Origin of the sequence: Nocardia kruczakiae NBRC 101016 (assembly GCF_001612965.1) — a bacterium.
Lineage (GTDB): Bacteria > Actinomycetota > Actinomycetes > Mycobacteriales > Mycobacteriaceae > Nocardia > Nocardia kruczakiae.
Map to the genome: position 1 here is coordinate 35,642 of NZ_BDBL01000033.1, position 17,569 is coordinate 53,210.

Annotated in this window: 15 protein-coding genes; 6 read left to right on the plus strand and 9 right to left on the minus strand. The window is 68.9% G+C overall.

Features of this window, described 5'->3' with window-relative positions:
* The first annotated feature begins 130 nt into the window (after positions 1 to 130).
* Positions 131 to 412, plus strand: coding sequence for a YiaA/YiaB family inner membrane protein (locus NK1_RS23185; RefSeq protein ID WP_039776015.1), 282 nt, complete (start codon positions 131 to 133; stop codon positions 410 to 412).
* Positions 413 to 442: 30 nt separating this feature from the next.
* On the opposite strand, the gene purL is transcribed toward NK1_RS23185, so the two are convergent.
* Positions 443 to 2,737 carry a phosphoribosylformylglycinamidine synthase subunit PurL gene (gene purL / locus NK1_RS23190; RefSeq protein WP_063011867.1) on the minus strand — a complete coding sequence of 765 codons (2,295 nt, stop codon included), beginning with the start codon at positions 2,735 to 2,737 and terminating at the stop codon, positions 443 to 445.
* A gap of 234 nt (positions 2,738 to 2,971) precedes the next feature.
* On the opposite strand from purL, the gene NK1_RS23195 reads away from it, so the two are divergent.
* Positions 2,972 to 4,258 (plus strand): glycosyltransferase 87 family protein, encoded by a 1,287-nt coding sequence (locus NK1_RS23195; protein ID WP_245660756.1) that lies wholly within the window; start codon positions 2,972 to 2,974, stop codon positions 4,256 to 4,258.
* Between the two features lie 19 nt (positions 4,259 to 4,277).
* Here NK1_RS23195 and NK1_RS23200 read toward each other — a convergent pair whose 3' ends face one another.
* Both NK1_RS23200 and NK1_RS23205 read right to left on the minus strand, forming a co-directional pair.
* Positions 4,278 to 5,609: a M18 family aminopeptidase gene (locus NK1_RS23200; RefSeq protein WP_063011869.1), complete on the minus strand. Its 1,332-nt coding sequence runs from the start codon at positions 5,607 to 5,609 to the stop codon at positions 4,278 to 4,280.
* A gap of 69 nt (positions 5,610 to 5,678) precedes the next feature.
* Positions 5,679 to 6,113, minus strand: a complete 435-nt coding sequence (locus NK1_RS23205; RefSeq protein ID WP_036497765.1) for a MarR family winged helix-turn-helix transcriptional regulator — start codon at positions 6,111 to 6,113, stop codon at positions 5,679 to 5,681.
* Positions 6,114 to 6,158: 45 nt separating this feature from the next.
* On the opposite strand from NK1_RS23205, the gene NK1_RS23210 reads away from it, so the two are divergent.
* Entirely contained in the window at positions 6,159 to 7,226 is a 1,068-nt protein-coding gene (locus tag NK1_RS23210) for a substrate-binding domain-containing protein (protein WP_063011871.1), read from the plus strand.
* Between the two features lie 16 nt (positions 7,227 to 7,242).
* Here NK1_RS23210 and NK1_RS23215 read toward each other — a convergent pair whose 3' ends face one another.
* A complete protein-coding gene (locus tag NK1_RS23215) occupies positions 7,243 to 8,241 on the minus strand; it encodes a LysR family transcriptional regulator (RefSeq protein ID WP_063011873.1) in 999 nt (332 codons plus the stop codon).
* A gap of 330 nt (positions 8,242 to 8,571) precedes the next feature.
* On the opposite strand from NK1_RS23215, the gene NK1_RS23220 reads away from it, so the two are divergent.
* Positions 8,572 to 9,714 (plus strand): Glu/Leu/Phe/Val dehydrogenase dimerization domain-containing protein, encoded by a 1,143-nt coding sequence (locus NK1_RS23220; RefSeq protein WP_063011943.1) that lies wholly within the window; start codon positions 8,572 to 8,574, stop codon positions 9,712 to 9,714.
* Between the two features lie 11 nt (positions 9,715 to 9,725).
* Here NK1_RS23220 and purQ read toward each other — a convergent pair whose 3' ends face one another.
* Both purQ and purS read right to left on the minus strand, forming a co-directional pair.
* Positions 9,726 to 10,412 (minus strand): phosphoribosylformylglycinamidine synthase subunit PurQ, encoded by a 687-nt coding sequence (gene purQ / locus NK1_RS23225; RefSeq protein ID WP_036497761.1) that lies wholly within the window; start codon positions 10,410 to 10,412, stop codon positions 9,726 to 9,728.
* Positions 10,409 to 10,645: a phosphoribosylformylglycinamidine synthase subunit PurS gene (gene purS, locus NK1_RS23230; RefSeq protein WP_030517414.1), complete on the minus strand. Its 237-nt coding sequence runs from the start codon at positions 10,643 to 10,645 to the stop codon at positions 10,409 to 10,411. The genes purQ and purS overlap by 4 nt, the downstream gene beginning before the upstream one ends.
* 192 nt (positions 10,646 to 10,837) lie before the next feature.
* On the opposite strand from purS, the gene NK1_RS23235 reads away from it, so the two are divergent.
* Positions 10,838 to 11,482: an MBL fold metallo-hydrolase gene (locus NK1_RS23235; RefSeq protein ID WP_063011875.1), complete on the plus strand. Its 645-nt coding sequence runs from the start codon at positions 10,838 to 10,840 to the stop codon at positions 11,480 to 11,482.
* Positions 11,483 to 11,498: 16 nt separating this feature from the next.
* On the opposite strand, the gene NK1_RS23240 is transcribed toward NK1_RS23235, so the two are convergent.
* The gene (locus NK1_RS23240; protein ID WP_063011877.1) at positions 11,499 to 12,869 is read right to left on the minus strand and encodes a dipeptidase; all 1,371 of its coding nucleotides are present in this window, start codon (positions 12,867 to 12,869) and stop codon (positions 11,499 to 11,501) included.
* Positions 12,870 to 13,030: 161 nt separating this feature from the next.
* Here NK1_RS23240 and gad point away from each other — a divergent pair, with 161 nt between their 5' ends.
* Complete coding sequence (gene gad, locus NK1_RS23245; RefSeq protein ID WP_063011879.1) at positions 13,031 to 14,476, plus strand: glutamate decarboxylase; 1,446 nt, start codon at positions 13,031 to 13,033, stop codon at positions 14,474 to 14,476.
* Positions 14,477 to 14,488: 12 nt separating this feature from the next.
* Here the strand turns inward: gad and NK1_RS23250 are convergent, their stop codons facing one another.
* Positions 14,489 to 15,208, minus strand: a complete 720-nt coding sequence (locus NK1_RS23250; protein ID WP_063011881.1) for a DUF2334 domain-containing protein — start codon at positions 15,206 to 15,208, stop codon at positions 14,489 to 14,491.
* 105 nt (positions 15,209 to 15,313) lie between these two features.
* Positions 15,314 to 17,491 (minus strand): S9 family peptidase, encoded by a 2,178-nt coding sequence (locus tag NK1_RS23255; protein WP_063011945.1) that lies wholly within the window; start codon positions 17,489 to 17,491, stop codon positions 15,314 to 15,316.
* Between the last annotated feature and the right edge of the window lie 78 nt (positions 17,492 to 17,569).

A 17,569-nucleotide genomic window follows, 5' to 3' on the forward strand; every position in this document is an offset into this window, starting at 1 on the left:
ATGGCGGTCGGCGTGTGGAAATCGGGGACCTCGCCACGTGAGGCAAACAACTGCTACGACGGGAATTACCCGGGGTACTCGAGTAGTTCTACGCACGATCCCCGCGGCCCGGGACCGCACACTCGAGGGTATGAGCACTCCCACCCAGCAGAAGAGCAGCCCCGCATTCCTGGCTCAGGCCGCGATCGCCTTCGGTGTCAGTTTCGTCGCCGCCACCGCCGGCATCGTCTATCTGCCGCTGGACATCTGGCAGCGCGGTTTCCTGCTGATGACAACGCTGTTCATGGTTTCGAGCGCCTTCACCCTCGCCAAGGTGATCCGCGACCAGTTCGAATCCGCACGCGTGCATCAGCGCATCGACGAGGCGCGCGTGGAAAAGCTGATGGCCGAACACGATCCGTTCCGGATGTGAGCGGACCGCGGCGCCGCGGTCCGCATCGGGTCACTCCGCGGTGGTCCCGAACAACGCAGGCAGCGTGCCCTCGTGGGCGGCGCGCAGTTCGTCCATCGTGATCGAGAACTGGCCCTGCACCTCGACCGAGTCCGAACCCTGATCCACGACGCCGATGCGTACCCACGGCAGTTCGCGCGCGGTGCACATCTTGGTGAAACGCGTCTCCTCCGACCGCGGTACCGCGACCAGGACGCGTCCGGCCGATTCCGAGAACAGCGTGACGAACGGGTCGTCGCCCTCGGGAAGCAGGATGCGCACACCGGTTTCGCCGGCCAGCGCCCCTTCTACGACGGCCTGGGCCAGTCCGCCCTCGCTGAGATCGTGCGCGGCGCTGATCATTCCGTCGCGAGAACCGGCGGTCAGCACCTCGGCGAGCAACTGTTCGCGGGCGAAGTCCACCCGCGGCGGCACACCGCCCAGGTGCTCGTGCTCGACCTGCGACCAGATCGATCCGTCGAATTCGTCGCGGGTCTCGCCGAGCAGGATCAGCGTCTCACCCGGTTCGGTGCCGAATCCGGTCGGAATGCGCCGGTGCACATCGTCGATGACGCCGAGCACGCCGACCACCGGGGTCGGCAGGATCGCGGTCTGACCGGTCTGGTTGTAGAAGCTGACGTTGCCGCCGGTGACCGGAATGCCCAGGGCCACACAGCCGTCCGCGAGGCCGCGCACGGCCTGCTGGAACTGCCACATCACGCCCGGGTCCTCTGGGGAACCGAAGTTGAGGCAGTTGGTGACGGCCTTCGGGGTGGCGCCGGTGCTGGCGACATTGCGGTAGGCCTCGGCCAGCGCCAGCTGCGCGCCGGTGTACGGGTCGAGTTTGGTGTAGCGGCCCGAGGCGTCGGTGGCCAGGGCGATGCCGCGGCCGGACTCCTCGTCGATGCGGATCACACCGGCGTCGGCGTGTTCGGCCAGCACCGTGTTGCCGCGCACGTACCGGTCGTACTGCTCGACGATCCACTTGCGGCTGCACAGCTGCGGGCTGGAGATCAGCTTCAGCAGCGTGGCCCGCAGGTCGTCGCCGGACTTCGGCCGGGCCAGCCCGGCGGTGGTGTCGGCGACCAGTGCGTCCTGCTCCTCGGGGCGCTGTACGGGCCGCTCGTAGACGGGGCCCTCGTGCGCGACGGTGCGCGGCGGCACGTCCACCACGGTTTCGCCGTGCCAGTTCACCACCAGGCGGTCGCCGTCGGTGACCTCGCCGATCACGGTGGCCAGCACGTCCCACTTGTGGCACACGGCCATGAACGCCTCGACGTTGTCCGGCGTCACCACCGCGCACATGCGTTCCTGCGATTCGCTGGAAAGCACTTCCGCGGGGGTCATATTCGCCGCGCGCAGCGGCACCTTGTCCAGATCGATGCGCATGCCGCCGTCGCCGGCCGCCGCCAATTCCGATGTCGCACAGGACAATCCGGCGCCGCCGAGATCCTGGATACCGACCACCAGCCCGGCGTGGTACAGCTCGAGACAGCACTCGATGAGCACCTTCTCGGCGAACGGGTCACCCACCTGCACGCTGGGCAGTTTCTTACGGCCGGAACCGGATTCGTCACCCGAGAAGGTGTCCGAGGCCAGCACCGACACACCGCCGATGCCGTCCAGACCGGTCCGCGCGCCGAACAGCACGATCTTGTTGCCGGTGCCGGAGGCGAAGGCCAGGTGCAGATCCTCCACCCGCATCACGCCCGCGCACAGCGCGTTCACCAGCGGATTGCCCTGGTAGGAGGCGTCGAACACGGTCTCACCGCCGACATTGGGCAGGCCGAGGGAGTTGCCGTAGCCGCCGACACCGCGCACCACACCGTCGACCACGCGCCGGGTGTCGGGGTGGTCGGCAGCGCCGAAGCGCAGCTGGTCCATCACCGCGATCGGCCGCGCGCCCATCGCCATGATGTCGCGCACGATGCCGCCGACGCCGGTGGCCGCACCCTGATACGGCTCGACATAGGAGGGATGGTTGTGGCTTTCCACCTTGAAGGTGACCGCCCAGCCGTCACCGATGTCCACCACGCCCGCGTTCTCGCCGATACCGGCCAGCATCGAGGCGCGCATCTCGTCGGTGGTGGTCTGGCCGAAGTAGCGCAGATGCACCTTCGAGGATTTGTAGGAGCAGTGTTCGCTCCACATCACCGAGTACATCGCGAGCTCGGCATCGGTGGGGCGGCGGCCCAGAATGTCACGGATGCGCGCGTATTCGTCGTCCTTGAGACCCAGCTCCTTGTACGGCTGCGGGGTATCCGGGGTGGCTGCGGCGGCGCTGACGGTGTCGACGTGGACAGTCACGGTGGGCTACCTAGGTCCTTTCGGCCGGGCAAACGTGCAGCTACGAGCTCCGACGCTGGAGTGAGAGACGGAATGCACGCGGATGGGGAAGTCAAGGCCAGTCTAATGGGCCGTCCGGAGGAGGCAGCGGAGTGTCACCACGGAGGGCGGCCCATCGGACTGCGAACAACACTGCCTGGCAGGTGCCAAACCCACCCCGACCAGGTAGCACCTGTTCACCGGTACGCTGAGCCGGTGAACGATCGATCCAGGATCGCGGATCCGGACGAACTGCCCGCGACCACGTCGTCCGCGCGGTCCACCGGGGGGCTGACGACTCGGCAGCGACGGCTGCTCATCGTCGCGATCGCCCTGTTCGTCGTCTCGGCGATCGTCTCCTGGGCCGCCCACATCTGGACCGGCTACATCGATCTCCAGGTCTACCGCAACGGCGCGCACACGTGGCTCGACGGCGGCGACCTGTACGGGCCGATGCCCAAGGTCGAGGGCATCGGGCTGCCGTTCACCTATCCGCCGCTGGCCGCGCTGTTCTTCGCGCCACTCGCGCTGATGCCGCTCGCCGTCGCCGAATGGCTGGTGCTGCTCACCTCGATGGCGAGCCTGGCGGTCACGCTGTGGCTGGTGCTGGTCCGGGTGCGGCCGGGGATGGACCGCTCCACCCGGGTGATTCTGCTGATCGGCGCGCTGGCCGTGCTCGGCCTGTCCGAACCGGTGCGCCAGACCTACAACTTCGGCCAGATCAATCTGATCCTGATGGCGGCCGTCGCGCTCGACGCGCTGGTGCGCAAACCGTTGTGGCCGCGCGGCATGCTGATCGGAATCACGGTGTCGGTGAAGCTGATTCCGGCCGGCTATCTGCTGTACTTCCTGCTGCGCCGGGACTGGCGGGCCTGCCTGACCCTCATCGCCTCGGCGATCGGCGCGATCGCGCTGGCATTCCTGCTGTTCCCGCACGATTCCACCGAATACTGGTTCCACACGCTGATCGATACCGGTCGCATCGGGCCGCCGCAATACGCGGGCAATCAGTCGCTCAAGGGTTTCGCATTCCGCCTGGGCGTCTCCGACGCGGCCGCGACGGGGATCTGGATCGGGTTGTCGCTCATCGCGATCGGACTGGCCGCGCTCTGGATGAAGCGGCTGCTCGACGCCGGCCACCAGGTGCCCGCGCTGCTGGTCAATTCGGCCGCGGTCCTGCTGGTCTCGCCGGTCTCGTGGTCGCACCACTGGGTGTGGGTCGCTCCCGCCCTCCTGGTCGCGGGCGACCTGATCGCCCGGATGCCGGCCGCGGACACACCGGGACACGCGGCGCGGCGGCGGCGGATGTGGATCGCTATCACCGTCGCGATCACCGTGCTGTTCATGGTCGGCCCGCAGTGGGTGCTGCCGCACAACGCCGACCGCGAACTGCGCTGGGCGTGGTGGCAGCAGATCATCGGCAGCAGCTACGTGCTGGTGACCTTCGCCGCCCTGGTGATCGCGGCGATCGCCTACCGTCCCGCGGTGTCCGATTCGGCGTGAGCGACGCGGCCCTCCGTGGTTACACTGCGCTGCCGCCTCCGGGCCGCGCCGCTCCCGCCGGGGTGAGGAAGGCCGCCAGCGCAGCCGAATAGGAGTGCACGTCCGCGGCGCCCATCAGTTCGCGGGCCGAATGCATCGCCAGCTGCGGTGCGCCCACGTCGACGGTCGGCATGCCGGTGCGCGCCGCGGTCATCGGGCCGATGGTCGAACCGCACGGCAGATCCGCGCGATGCACGTACCGCTGCAACGGCACGCCGGCCTGCGCACAGGCCAGGGCGAAGGCTCCGGCGCCGACCGCGTCGGTGGCGTAGCGCAGATTCTGGTTCACCTTCAGCACCGGTCCACCGCCGACCTCGATGCGATGCGACGGCTCGTGCCGGTCCGGATAGTTGGGGTGGGTGGCATGGGCCATATCGCCGGAGGCGCAGATCGAACCCGCCAGTGCCGCAAGGTAATCCGCGCGACCACCGCCGCGGGCGAGCACGATCCGCTCCAGGATCGCGGGCAGCAGATCCGATTGCGCGCCGCGGTCGGACTGGCTGCCGACCTCCTCGTGATCGAACATCGCCAGCACCGGGGTGACGTCGCCGTCCCGGTCGGCGGCGGCCAGGAACGCCCGCAGTCCGGCATAGCAGGTGGCCTGATTGTCCAGCCGCGGCGCGCTCACCAGATCCTGATCGCGGCCGACTACCCGGCTCGGTTCCAGGTCGTGGGTCATCAGTTCCCATCCGAGCACGTCGCCGGCGGGGACGCCGGCCTGCTCGGCGACGTAGGCGATGAACGAACGCGGCCGCTCCCCCAGCCCCCAGATGCCGTTGACGTGGCGTTGCGGATCCAGCGTCACCCCGCGACGGTCCTCGGACAGGTGGATGGCCAGTTGCGGCACGCGGACCAGCGGATCATCGATGCGCACCAGCCGCTGCCCCAGCCCGTCGCCCTCGCGCACGGTGAGCCGGCCCGAGATGCCGAGATCACGGTCCAGCCAGGAATTGAGCCAGGCGCCGCCGTAGGGCTCGAGGCCGATCATCTGCCAGCCCGCGACCGCCAGATCAGGGTGCTGTTTGACGCGCAGATTCGGGCTGTCGGTATGCGCGCCGACCACCCGGAACGCCCCGGCCGGATCGGTGGTCTTCGCGGCCCATGCCACCAGTGACCCGCCGCGGATCACGAAGTAGCGGCCCACTCCCCCGTTCGTCTCCGCTGCCTCGGCCCACGGCCGGGCCTCGGGCAGTTCGGTGAATCCGTGGGCCGCCAATTCGGCTGCCACGGTGCGGCATACGTGGAACGGGGACGGCGAGGCATCGACGAAGGCGCACAGCCCGGAGGCCGTCGCGGTGGTGGAGACCGGCATACCGGCGATCCTAACGGCTGCCGGAATTGCCGTATTTTCGCCGAGTCGGCCGTCGCACCCCGAACGGGATCACTCCGACTGCGTCTCGACCATCAACTCGAGTAGCCGGAGCAATTCCGCGTGATTTCGCGCGCCGATTCGTTTCCGCAATTCCTCTTCGGCCAGTGACTCCTGCTCGCGCACCGAATCCACCAGATCCTTGCCGCGGTGAGTCAAACCGATGAGAATGCGGCGGCGATCGTCCTCGGCCGCAATTCGAAAGATGAGGCCGCGTTCGGCCAGGGCGTCGGCGTGGCGGGTGGCCGACGAGGGCGGCAGCTGGGCGCGAACCGCCAGCTCGCTCATGGTGATGCCGGAGCGGTCGGACAGATTCGACAGCATGGCCCACTGATCGGCGGTCAGCTGCCTGGCACACAGTGCCGCGTCGAGGTGCCGGAGCCAACCGCGTTCCGCAGCGCGCAGCGCCCCGTGCAGCGTGGCGACGCCACTTACAATGGTCGACATATTCTCCGCCCCATCATTTCGCTCGGATACGAAGAAGGGTACCGAATGTTCTCCTTCGGCGAGAGCCCGGACGAAGTGGTCGAGGTACTGAATATCGTCCCGCTGCAGGGCCCCGTCGGAATTGTCGCGCCGTCCTGTGAAGCCGCGATTTCCTTGGCCGCAAAAGAAATCAACAGTGGCACAGGAATTCTGGGCCGGCAGGTGCGGGTGACGACCATCGACGGCGGCCGCAGTCCGGCCGAGGTGGCCGACGAGGTCTCGGCGCTACTGGCCACCGGAATGGTCGATGCCATCACCGGCTGGCACATCTCGGCGGTACGCCAGGCGGTTGCCCGGGTCACCGGCGGGCGGGTCCCCTATCTGTTCGCCAACGTCTACGAGGAGTTACCGAACGAACCGGCCGAGGTGGTGATGATCGGCGAGGCGCCCAGCGGCCACATCCTGCCGGCCATGCGGTGGCTGTCGCGGGAATTCGGCACCCGGCGCTGGGCGATCATCGGCAACGACTACATCTGGCCGGTGGCCACCGGTCGCGACGTCCGGGCCGCGTACCGCGAAGCCGTCCACTACGAGCGCTACGTGCCGCTGGGCACCCGGGACTTCGGGTCGATCCTCTCCGATCCGCTGCTGGACCGGGTCGACGGCATCGTGATGCTGCTGGTCGGAATGGACGCGGTCCGGTTCAATCAGCAGTTCACCGCGATGGGCCGGGCCGCGACGCAACTGCGGGTCAGCCCGGTCGTCGACGAACAACTCCTGCTCGCCGCCGGTCCCGGCGCCAACACCGATCTCTATGTCGCGTCCAGTCTGTTCCCGGACGTGAACGCCGATCCCGACCGGCTCGCGCGCTATCACCACATGCACGGCCGCTTCGCGCCGAAACTCACCTACTTCGGCAACACCGCCTACGAGGCGCTGCACACGCTGCGGGCGATGGCCCATGCGGTCGGCTCGCTCGAGGTGCCGCGGATGCGGGCCGCGCTCGAGGACGGGGTGGTGCTGGAGACGCCGTCGGGCGCGCGGATGTACCGCGACAATCACGTGGTCCGCCCGCCCAGCCTGATCGCTCGCGCAGAGGGCGTGGACCTGCGGATTCTGGACACCCTGTACTGACGCACCGGCGCCCGGCTCACTCGAGTCCGAGCGCCTTATGGGTGACCTCGACCGAATCATTCGGTGGCGCAACGGTTTCCGGGCCCGGTGCGGCGAGCAACGGCCGGTCCGGACCGAGTCCCTTGTCGACGGCGGCGGCCCGGACCGCGTTGACGACGAACAGCAGCGCCGCCCGGCGAGCCGTATTGGTGCGGTAGGCCAGCGAGACGGTCCTGGTGAGCCCCTCGCCGAGTCCGACGATATCCACGCCCGCCGGTCGCAGCGCCAGCCCGAGATCCGAGACCAGCGTGACGCCCAGTCCGGCCGCGACCAACGCCATCGCGGTCGACTGTTCCTCCACCTCGTGGTCGATGCGCGGTTCGACCCCGCCGGATTGGAAGGCCAGCCGCACCGCATGACCGAAATGGGAGCGAGCGGGCGCGAGGATCCACGGATGTTCGGCCAGATCCGCCAACGTCGCCGTCCGCGCCGGCACCACTCCGGCCGGCACCGCCGCGTAGAGCCGCTCGACCGCGATGACGGCACGTTCCAGACCGCGGTCCCAGGTCATCGGATAGTTCGAATAGTCGAGCACGAACGAGAGGTCCAGAGTGCCGTCGCGCACCGCGGCGGCCGTCGCCTCCGGCGCGAGTTCCCTGGTCCGCACCAGAATGCCCGGATGGGCGCGGGCGAGCGCGGTGAGCGCGTCGGGCAGCAGCCCCGAGGCGACCGAGGCCCACACTCCTGCGGTGACGGTCGCCGACACCGACTCCCCGGACTCCTCGAGGGCCTGTGTCGCCCGCTCCACCGAGGCGAGGATCTCCTCGGCGTGCTCGGCGAGCAGCACCCCGCGATCGGTGAGCTGCAGCCGCCGCCCGCGCCGCTCGAACAGCCGCAGCCCCACGTCGCGCTCCAACTGCGCGAGCTGCTGCGACACCGCCGACGCCGTGTAGTGCAGCGCACTCGCGGCCGCGGTGATCGTGCCGCGCCGATGGAGCTCGCGCAGCATGCGCAGTCGGGGCAGCGACAGATCCATGGCATCGAGCGTAAGCGGTTCCCGGGCTCGGCCACCGCTGTGTAGGAGCACTGAACGATGCCGTGAACGAACCGTAAATAGACGGGTGACCGGGCAGGACGCAGTCTGGGGACAGCGAATCACCAGCCGGGACGACGAGGTCCGGAGGCCGACAGCGCGACTCGACGTGGCCGGAGCGGGTGGTGGTCGGCCATCCGAACGCGAAGGAGGTAGTTCGCCGTGACGACGATCCACAACCCGGCCGAGGGCACCGCACCGGCCGTCCCGACCCTGCCCGCCACAGCCCCGGCCGCGCTTGTTCCTCCCGCGATCCGCCGCCCCGAGCCGTACATGCGACTGCAGTGGACCGATGCGGCCACCGGTGCCGTCGGCTACCTCGTCGTCCACACCCTGCGCGGCGGTCTGGCCACGGGCGGCACCCGCATGCGCGCCGGCTGCACGCTGAGCGAGGTGGAGGATCTGGCGCGCGGGATGGCCGCGAAGACCGCGACCTTCGACCTGCCGATCGGCGGTGCGAAGGGCGGCATCGACTTCGACCCGAAGGATCCGCGCGCCGTCGGCGTGCTGGAACGATTCTGCGAGGCCATGCGTCCGTGGATCGACGCGCACTGGGTGACCGCGGAGGATCTGGGCGTGCCCCAGCATCTGATCGACGAGGTCTTCGAGAAGCTGGGCCTGGGCCAGAGCTATCACGCCGCGATCCGCCGCGCCGCCGATCCGGCCGCCACCCTGGAACGGGTCCGCGACGGCCTGAACGCGGCGGTCGAGGGCGGTTTCCTGCTGGGCGACGTGATCGGCGGCTACGGTGTCGCGCACGCCTGCCTCGCCACGGCCGTCTCCTGGGGCCGGATGCCGGCCGAGACGACGGTCGCGATTCAGGGCGTCGGCACGATGGGCGGCGCCGCGGCCTATTACCTGCACGAGGCGGGTATGCGCGTCACCACCGTGGCCGATGCCGCCGGGGCCCTGCACCGGGCCGGCGGACTCGATATCCCGGCGCTGCTGGAGCTGCGCGACGACTACGGCGAGATCGATCGCTCCCGCCTGCCGGCCGATGTCGTGCAACTGCCCCGCACCGCGGTGCTGTCCGCCGAGGTCGACATCCTGGTTCCCGCGGCCATCTCGTATGCGATCACGCCGGACAACTCGTTCGACGTGCGCGCCCGCGTCGTCGTCGAGGCGGCCAATGCCGCCACCACGCCGGAGGCCGAGGCCATGCTCGCCGCCCGCGGCGTTCCGGTGCTGCCGGACTTCGTCGCGAATGCCGGTGCGGTCGCCTGGGCGTGGTGGCTGCTGCTCGGTCAGGTCGACGACGTGCCGGACACATCCTTCGATCGCCTGCGCACCACCATGCACACCAAGGTCGCGCGGTTGCTGTCCGCCTGGACCGACGACGGCATCACGCCACGCGAGACCGGCCGGCGCTGGGCGGAAGACCCGGCACCGACCACCGAGGCGGTCGTGATCCCCTGAGGACGGTCCGATCAGGCCGTGGTGACGAGGCTGTCGAGGACCGACAGGAAGATTCCCAGTCCGTCGTCACTCGGCCCCGTCAGCGGCTCGGTGGCGTGTTCCGGATGCGGCATGAGACCGACGACGCGACCGTTCGGCGAGGCGATGCCGGCGATATCGCGCTGCGAACCGTTGGGGTTGCCGCCCACGTAGCGGAAGACCACCCGGCCCTCGCCCTCGAGTTCGTCGAGCACGGCCTGCGAGGCCTGGTAGCGGCCCTCGGCGTTCTTCACCGGGACCAGAATCTGGGCACCCGCGTCGTAGCGCGAGGACCACGCGGTCGCAGTGGATTCCACTCGCAGCCATTGATCCCGGCAGACGAAGTGCAGACCCTCGTTGCGGGTCAGCGCACCCGGCAGCAGTCCGGCCTCGCACAGCACCTGGAAACCGTTGCAGATGCCCAGCACCGGCATACCCTTACCGGCGGCCTCGACGACCTTGCCCATCACGGGCGCGAACCGGGCGATGGCACCGGCGCGCAGATAGTCGCCGTAGGAGAATCCACCCGGCACCACCACCGCGTCGACACCCTTGAGGTCGGCGTCGGCATGCCACAGGCTCACCGCTTCGGCGCCGGCCAGCCGGACCGCGCGCGCCGCGTCGACATCGTCGAGCGTGCCGGGGAAGGTGATCACACCGATTCGCGCAGAGCTGGTCACGGCAGCCGCACCACTTTCCAGTCCTCGATCACCGTGTTGGCGAGCAGGGCCTCGGCGATCTTCTCGAGCTCGGCATCGCTGACGCTGTCGTCGATGTCGAGTTCGAACCGCTTGCCCTGCCGCACATCCGACACACCCGGGAAACCCAGGCGTCCGAGCGCGCCGGCGATGGCCTGACCCTGGGGATCCAGGATCTCGGCCTTCGGCATCACCTCGACCACAACTCGTGCCACGCGTTGCTCCTCAAGCTGGTGGGGGGATTACCACAACAGCTTAATCGGGGCTACTCCCGGGCGCCGCGCCGGGCCGCGGCCCCTGCGAGGGACGTCACAGCGCCTGCCGGCCGGCCTCCGCGCGGCCCCCCGTGGTTACGCAGGCGGCCGGCTCCGGGCCCGCGCTGCGGCCGGGGGATATAGCGTGAATCCATGCGCATCGCCCACTTCGGTCATTCCTGCGTCCTCGTCGAATTGAACGGCGCGAAGATCCTGTTCGATCCGGGCACTTTCTCGCACGGCTTCGAAGGCATCACGGGTCTCGACGCGATCGCGATCACCCATCAGCATCCCGACCATATCGATCCCGACCGGATCGAGGCCCTGGTCGACGCGAATCCGAGCGCCCGCCTGCTCAGCGATCCGCAGACCGCACAGCAGCGCGGTGAACCGTGGCAGGCCGTGCACGCGGGCAATCTCGTCACCATCGGCGATCTGCAGATCACCGGGGGCGGCGGCAAGCACGCGGTGATCCATCCGGAGCTGCCGGTCGTCGACAACACGGTCTTCCAGCTCGGCACCGCCGATGATCCGGCACAGTTCGTGCACCCGGGCGATTCGCTGTGGGTGCCGCCGGTATCGGTCGGAGTGCTGGCGGTGCCGGCGGTCGCGCCGTGGATGAAGATCAGCGAGGCGGTGGACTATCTGCGCGCCGTGGCGCCGCGCACCGCCGTCCCCATCCACTACGGCATCATCGCGCCGGAGGCACAGGGCATCTACTTCGGCCGCCTGTCCGAAATGCGCCCGGCGGATACCGAATTCGCGCTCATCGAGCCGGAGGACAACAAGACCTTCTAGCGGGTCCTCGACTGTCTCACCGCGTATACGAGGACAGGAACAATGCCTCCGCCAGCGCCACATGCTCGATCTCGCTGGGATCGACACTCTCGTTCGGGGCGTGGATGAGGCATTTCGGCTCCTCGACGCCGAGCAGCATGATCTCGGCGTCGGGATAGGTCTCGGCGAACACGTTGCACAGCGGAATCGAACCGCCCTGCCCCTGGGTGGTGGCGGTGCGGCCGTAAGCGGCGGCGAAGGCGTCCTCCATCGACAGCCGCGCCGGGCCGCCGGTCCCGGACCGGAACGGCGCACCGGTGCCCTCGGTCTCGACCCGAACGCGCGCACCCCACGGCGTATGCGATTCCAGATGGGCGGTAAGGGCTTTCAAGGCCGGAGCCGGATCGACCCCGGGCGGGATCCGCAGATTCAATCGGGCCCGCGCGCTCGGCTGGACGGCCGCGGCCGATCCCACCACCGGCGGCACATCGATGCCCAGCACGGTCAGGGCCGGGCGCGCCCAGAGCATGTCCGAGATACTGCCGCTGCCCAGCACCTGCACACCGTCGAGGACGCCGGCATCGACCCGGAACTGTTCGACCGGATACTGCGCGCCGTCCCAGACCTGATCGGCCGCCAACCCGTCCACCGTGGTGTTGCCGTGTTCGTCCCGCAGCGTCGCGAGGACCCGGATCAGGGCGGCGACGGCATCCGGAGCCGCTCCGCCGAACATGCCGGAATGCAGAGGGCCGGAAAGGGTTTCGACGGTGACGAGTACGTTCACGTTTCCGCGCAGGGTTTGGGTGAAGGTCGGCACGCCCGCCGCGAAATTACCGCAGTCACCGATCAGCAGTGCGTCGGCGCGCAGCAGGTCCGCGTGCCGCGGAACGAATTCCTCCAGACCGCCGGTGCCCTGCTCCTCGGAGCCCTCGCAGACCAGCGTGATGCCGACCGGATAACCCTTGTCTCCCAGTGTGTTCCGCAGGGCCCGCAGGGCGGTCAGATGGACGACGATATTGCCCTTGCAGTCGGCCGCGCCGCGCCCGTACCAGCGGCCGTCGCGCTCGGTGAGCTCCCACACCGGCGTCTCCCAGGCGGCCTCGTCCACCGGTGGCTGCACGTCGTAGTGGCTGTACAGCAGCACCGTGGGAGCGCCGGGCGGAGCCGGATACCGGGCCACGACCGCCTCGCTACCGTCGGGCGTCTCGTGCAGGCCGACGTCGGCGAGGCCGAGGCCGGCGAAGGCGTCGGCGACCCATTGCGCCGCCCGATGACACTCTTCCGGCGGAAACTGCCGCGCATCGGCCACGGACCGATACGAAACCAACTGGGCCAGATCGGCTTTCGCCTGCGGCATCAAGGCGCGCACCTGCTCGCGCAGGGCCGCCGTCCGAGATTCGTCGGTCATGTACCCAACCTAACCCCGTTCCGGGATCGGCCGCATCGGCGCCGGGCGCGGCGCGGGCCGGAATTCGCCCGATTCGCCCCTGGCGTTCGCGACCGTCCGGCAACCGCAGCGGGCATGATGAGGAAGAGCTCGACCGCGATCCGACCACCGGAGAGGACGAGATGTCTGCATCATCGGAATCCGACGACCTGTTCGCGATGCCCGATCTGGATCGCGGCGCACCCAAACACCACTTTCCGCGCCGCGAGATGCCGGGCCCGGAGGCCTATCAGATCGTGCACGACGAGCTGATGGTCGACGGCGTGTCGCGGATGAATCTGGCCACCTTCTGCACCACCTGGATCGACGACAACGCCCGGCGGCTGATGGCGCAGAGCCTGGCGAAGAACATCGTCGACAAGGACGAATATCCGCAGACCGCCGAACTCGAGCGGCGGTGCGTGCGCATGGTGGCCGACCTGTGGCACTGCCCCGATCCCGGTTCGACCCGCGGCACCTCCACCATCGGGTCCAGTGAGGCGGCGATGCTCGGCGGGCTGGCCGCGAAGACGCGCTGGCGCAAGAACGGCGGCCAGGGCGTCCCCAACTTCGTCTGCGGCCCGGTGCAGGTGTGCTGGGAGAAGTTCGCGCGCTATTTCGACGTCGAGATCCGGCAGGTGCCGTTGCGCGGGAACCGGTACACGCTGGAGCCCGATGATATTGCCGCACACTGTGATTCGAATACGATCATGGTCGTCGCGACGATGGGCCAGACCTTCACCGGACTGTTCGAGGACGTCGCCGCGATGAGCGCGGCCCTCGACGATCTGGAGGCCCGCACCGGCCTGGACATCCCGCTACACGTCGACGCCGCCAGTGGTGGATTCCTCGCGCCGTTCACCGCGCCGGATCTGGTGTGGGACTTCCGGCTGGCGCGGGTGAAGTCGATCAACGCCTCCGGGCACAAGACCGGCCTGGCCCCGCTGGGCGCCGGTTGGGCGCTCTGGCGCACGGCCGCCGACCTCCCGGACGAACTCGTCTTCAACGTCGACTACCTCGGCGGCAGTATGGCCACCTTGAATCTGAACTTCTCCCGACCCGGCGGCCAGGCGATCACCCAGTACTACGACTTCATCCGGCTCGGCCGCACGGGGTACACCCGGCTGCAGTCGGCGATCTACCGCGTCGCCGAACATCTGGCCCACGGACTCACCGAGACCGGGCTGTTCGAGATGATCCACGACGGCACCCCCACCCGCGGCATCAGCGCGGTGTCGTGGCGGCTGCGCGAGGACCCCGGCTTCAATCTGTACGACCTGTCGGAACGGCTGCGCTCGCGCGGCTGGCTGATCGCCGCCTATCCGCTGCCCGCCGACCGGCAGAACGAGACGATCATGCGCGCGGTCGTGCGGCACGGCTTCACCCACGATATGGCCGATCTGCTGCTGGCCGATATCGACCGTTGTATCGACCAGCTGAAGAAGCATCCGCTGTCCACCTCACTCACCCGCAAGGAGGCCGGCGGCTTCACCCACGACGCCACCGCCGCGGTATCGGACGAGGCGATCGTCACCGCGGTGCGGGACACACGGCGCGCGGCCGGCGAGGACCCGGCCGACGTCCGCTGAGATCGAGCCTGCTCACGCCGCGTGCGGCAGGGCGTACGGCTCCCACCGGTAGACGTCCGGAACCGCTTCGTGGAACAACGCCAGATCGACCGCGTCCAGCATGGCCTGATGCGGTCCGGGCCGGGACAGCTGCGCGGCCGAGACGGCCAGTCGCAGCGTTCCGCCGCGCCGCGCGATGCGGGCCGCGCTCATGATCAGTGCGTGGCACCACCACGGTTCGGCCCGGAACCCCTCACCGACGCCGTGCACCCAGCAGCGTTGCGCCGTATCCCGTTCCAGATCGTGGATGGCGGTCAACCCCAGCGCCAGCCGGAAGCCGACCTCGGGCAGGGCTGCGACGGCGCCCTCGGAGGCCGTCCAGCGCGGTGCCGCGAACAGCCGGGTGCGCAGGCCGATCTGTTCCATCACCCGGTCGGCGGCGGTGAGGCGCAGGCGCGCCTCGTGGGTGGGCAGTGCGGCGAATTCGGCGCGGCGACGTTTGGTCGCGGCCTGGTCGTAGCCGTGCAGCACGATCGCGTCACCCGCGGCACGCCGATCCCGCAGCCACTGCTGGGTCCGCGGATCCTCGGTGAGCCGGTATTTCCCCTTCAACCGCGGCGCCACCAGCAGCGACAGCCGTACCCCGCGGCCGTCCATCTCGGCCGCGAAGGCACGCGCCTGGTCCAGTGTGGTGTCGCGAATACCCGACACCGAGACGATCAGCTGCCCGAACCCCCGGTCGTTGCCGCTCATGCCTCCACTGTGCGCGCGGCAGGTGTCGGCCCCGTGCAGCCGAAGTGACGCCCCGACGAATTCCCGGCGCGGGCACCCGGCCGCACGGCCCGGCCGAAACCGTCCTCAGCCGACCTCGCCGAGACCGACCCGGTCGAGCACCCAGGCGTATTCGAAGGCGACTTCCTTCCACTTCTCGTAGCGGCCGCTGACGCCACCGTGCCCGGCGCTCATCTCGGTCTTCAGCAGGAGCTGGGCATCGCCGGTCTTCGTGGCCCGCAGCGCGGCGACCCACTTCGCGGGCTCCACGTAGAGCACCCGGGTGTCGTTGATGCTGGTGATCGCCAGGATCGCCGGATAGTCCACGGCCGCCACGTTCTCGTACGGCGAATAGGACTTCATATAGGCGTAGACCTCCGGATCCTCCAGCGGATTGCCCCACTCGTCCCATTCGATGACCGTCAGCGGCAGCGACGGGTCCAGGATCGAGGTGAGCGGATCCACGAACGGCACGTTGGCGAGGATGCCCGCGAACAGTTCGGGCGCCAGATTGGCCACCGCACCCATCAGCAGCCCACCCGCACTGCCACCGTCGGCCACCATCACCTGCGGCGTGGTGACGGCGGTGTCGACGAGATGGCGTGCGCAGGAGACGAAATCGGTGAAGGTGTTCTTCTTGGTGAGCGTCTTGCCGTTCTCGTACCACAGCCGGCCCATCTCGCCACCGCCGCGCACATGAGCGACCGCGAACACCATGCCGCGGTCGAGCAGCGACAGCCGCGACACCGAGAAACCGGGGTCGATACTGGCCTCGTAGGAGCCGTATCCGTAGAGCAGCAACGGTTTCGGGCCCGAACCCTCACTGTCGCGGCGGCGCACCACCGAGATCGGAATCCGGGTGCCGTCCGCCGCGGTCGCCCAATCCCGGTGCTGCACATAGTCGTCCGGGTCGTAGCCGCCGAGCACCTGCTGCTGTTTGCGCAGCATCAGTTCACCGGTGGCGGGCACGTAGTCGAAGACCTGCATCGGGGTGATGAACGAGGTCACGCCCAGCCGCAGCGTCGGCTGCGCCCATTCCGGATTGGAGCCCACGCCGGCGGAGAACAGTTCCAGGCCGAATTCCAGCTCGCGCAGTTCGCCGTAGCCCTCGGAAGTCAACGGCCACACCGCGACTCGCGGCAGCGCCTCGCGCCGGTACGAGAGGACGAGATGATCGCGGAAGCAGTCGACGTCCTCGAGCCGCACATCGTCGCGATGGCCGATGAGCATGGTCATCGCCGCCGGATCGTCCACCGGCGCCTCGGTGAGGACGAAATTCTCGGCCTTCACGCCGTCGACCACATCGTTGTGCAGGATGAGCAGCCGGTCCTGCCCGCCGATCACCGCGTGTTCGGCCGAATACTCCACGCCCTCGCGGCGCGGCAGCAGCACCCGGAACTCACCCTCCGGATCGTCGGATTCGAGAATCCAGCCCTCGGTGGTGATCTTCGACCCGACCCAGATCATCAGGTACTTCTCGGAGCGGGTGGCCCCGATGCTGACCCAGTAGCGCTCGTCGGGCTCGTGGAACACCGTGACGTCCTCGGTCTTCGCGGTGCCGAGGCGGTGGCGCCACACGGTGTCGGGCCGCCAGGATTCGTCGACGGTCTGATAGAAGACGTGGGTTCCGTCCAGCGACCAGGTCGCCCCGGGCGCGGTGCCGGGGATCTCGTCGCCGAGCAGTTCGCCGCTGCGTAGATCCTTGAACCGCAGCACATACCGCTCGTCACCGACCGTGTCGGTGGAATAGGCCAGCAGGGTGCCGTCGTGGCTGATCGAATAGGCCCCGAGGGCGAAGAAGTCGTGCCCCTCGGCCAGCACGTTGCTGTCGAGCAGAATCTCCTCACCGGGGATCTCGATGTCGACCTCGAGTTGCGGCGGGGTCCAGTCGTCGCGATCGGCGATCGGGCAGCGGCAGTGCACGCCGTACTGCTTGCCTTCGAAGCTGCGCGAGTAGTACCAGTAGTCGCCCAGCCGCGCCGGAACCGACATATCGGTCTCCTGAGTGCGCGATTTGATCTCGTCGAAGATCCGCGCGCGCAGGGGCGCCAGGTGGGCGGTCTGGGCGTCGGTGTAGGCGTTCTCGGCCTCGAGATGGGCGATGACCTCGGGATCGTCCTTGTCCCGCAGCCACTCGTAGAAATCGACGAAGGTGTCACCGTGATGGGTGCGTTCGGCCGGGACCTTCTTGGCCACCGGCGGGGTCACCGCCGCCGCGTCGTCGCCGGCGTTCTGGATGGTTCCGGTACCACTGTCGAGAGCCATGGTGACCACCGTAATCGCGGTGGCCCGGTCGGGGTGCGCACCCCCACGCCCGCCGACCCGAGCAGATCGGCGAGAGTG

Bases quoted from the DNA above. Each gene is read 5' to 3' on its own strand.
- NK1_RS23185 (WP_039776015.1), top strand. From the start codon at position 131: ATGAGCACTCCCACCCAGCAGAAGAGCAGCCCCGCATTCCTGGCTCAG.
- NK1_RS23200 (WP_063011869.1), bottom strand. From the start codon at position 5,609: ATGCCGGTCTCCACCACCGCGACGGCCTCCGGGCTGTGCGCCTTCGTC.
- NK1_RS23205 (WP_036497765.1), bottom strand. From the start codon at position 6,113: ATGTCGACCATTGTAAGTGGCGTCGCCACGCTGCACGGGGCGCTGCGC.
- NK1_RS23210 (WP_063011871.1), top strand. From the start codon at position 6,159: ATGTTCTCCTTCGGCGAGAGCCCGGACGAAGTGGTCGAGGTACTGAAT.
- NK1_RS23215 (WP_063011873.1), bottom strand. From the start codon at position 8,241: ATGGATCTGTCGCTGCCCCGACTGCGCATGCTGCGCGAGCTCCATCGG.
- NK1_RS23220 (WP_063011943.1), top strand. From the start codon at position 8,572: ATGCGACTGCAGTGGACCGATGCGGCCACCGGTGCCGTCGGCTACCTC.
- NK1_RS23235 (WP_063011875.1), top strand. From the start codon at position 10,838: ATGCGCATCGCCCACTTCGGTCATTCCTGCGTCCTCGTCGAATTGAAC.
- NK1_RS23240 (WP_063011877.1), bottom strand. From the start codon at position 12,869: ATGACCGACGAATCTCGGACGGCGGCCCTGCGCGAGCAGGTGCGCGCC.
- gad (WP_063011879.1), top strand. From the start codon at position 13,031: ATGTCTGCATCATCGGAATCCGACGACCTGTTCGCGATGCCCGATCTG.
- NK1_RS23250 (WP_063011881.1), bottom strand. From the start codon at position 15,208: ATGAGCGGCAACGACCGGGGGTTCGGGCAGCTGATCGTCTCGGTGTCG.
- NK1_RS23255 (WP_063011945.1), bottom strand. From the start codon at position 17,491: ATGGCTCTCGACAGTGGTACCGGAACCATCCAGAACGCCGGCGACGAC.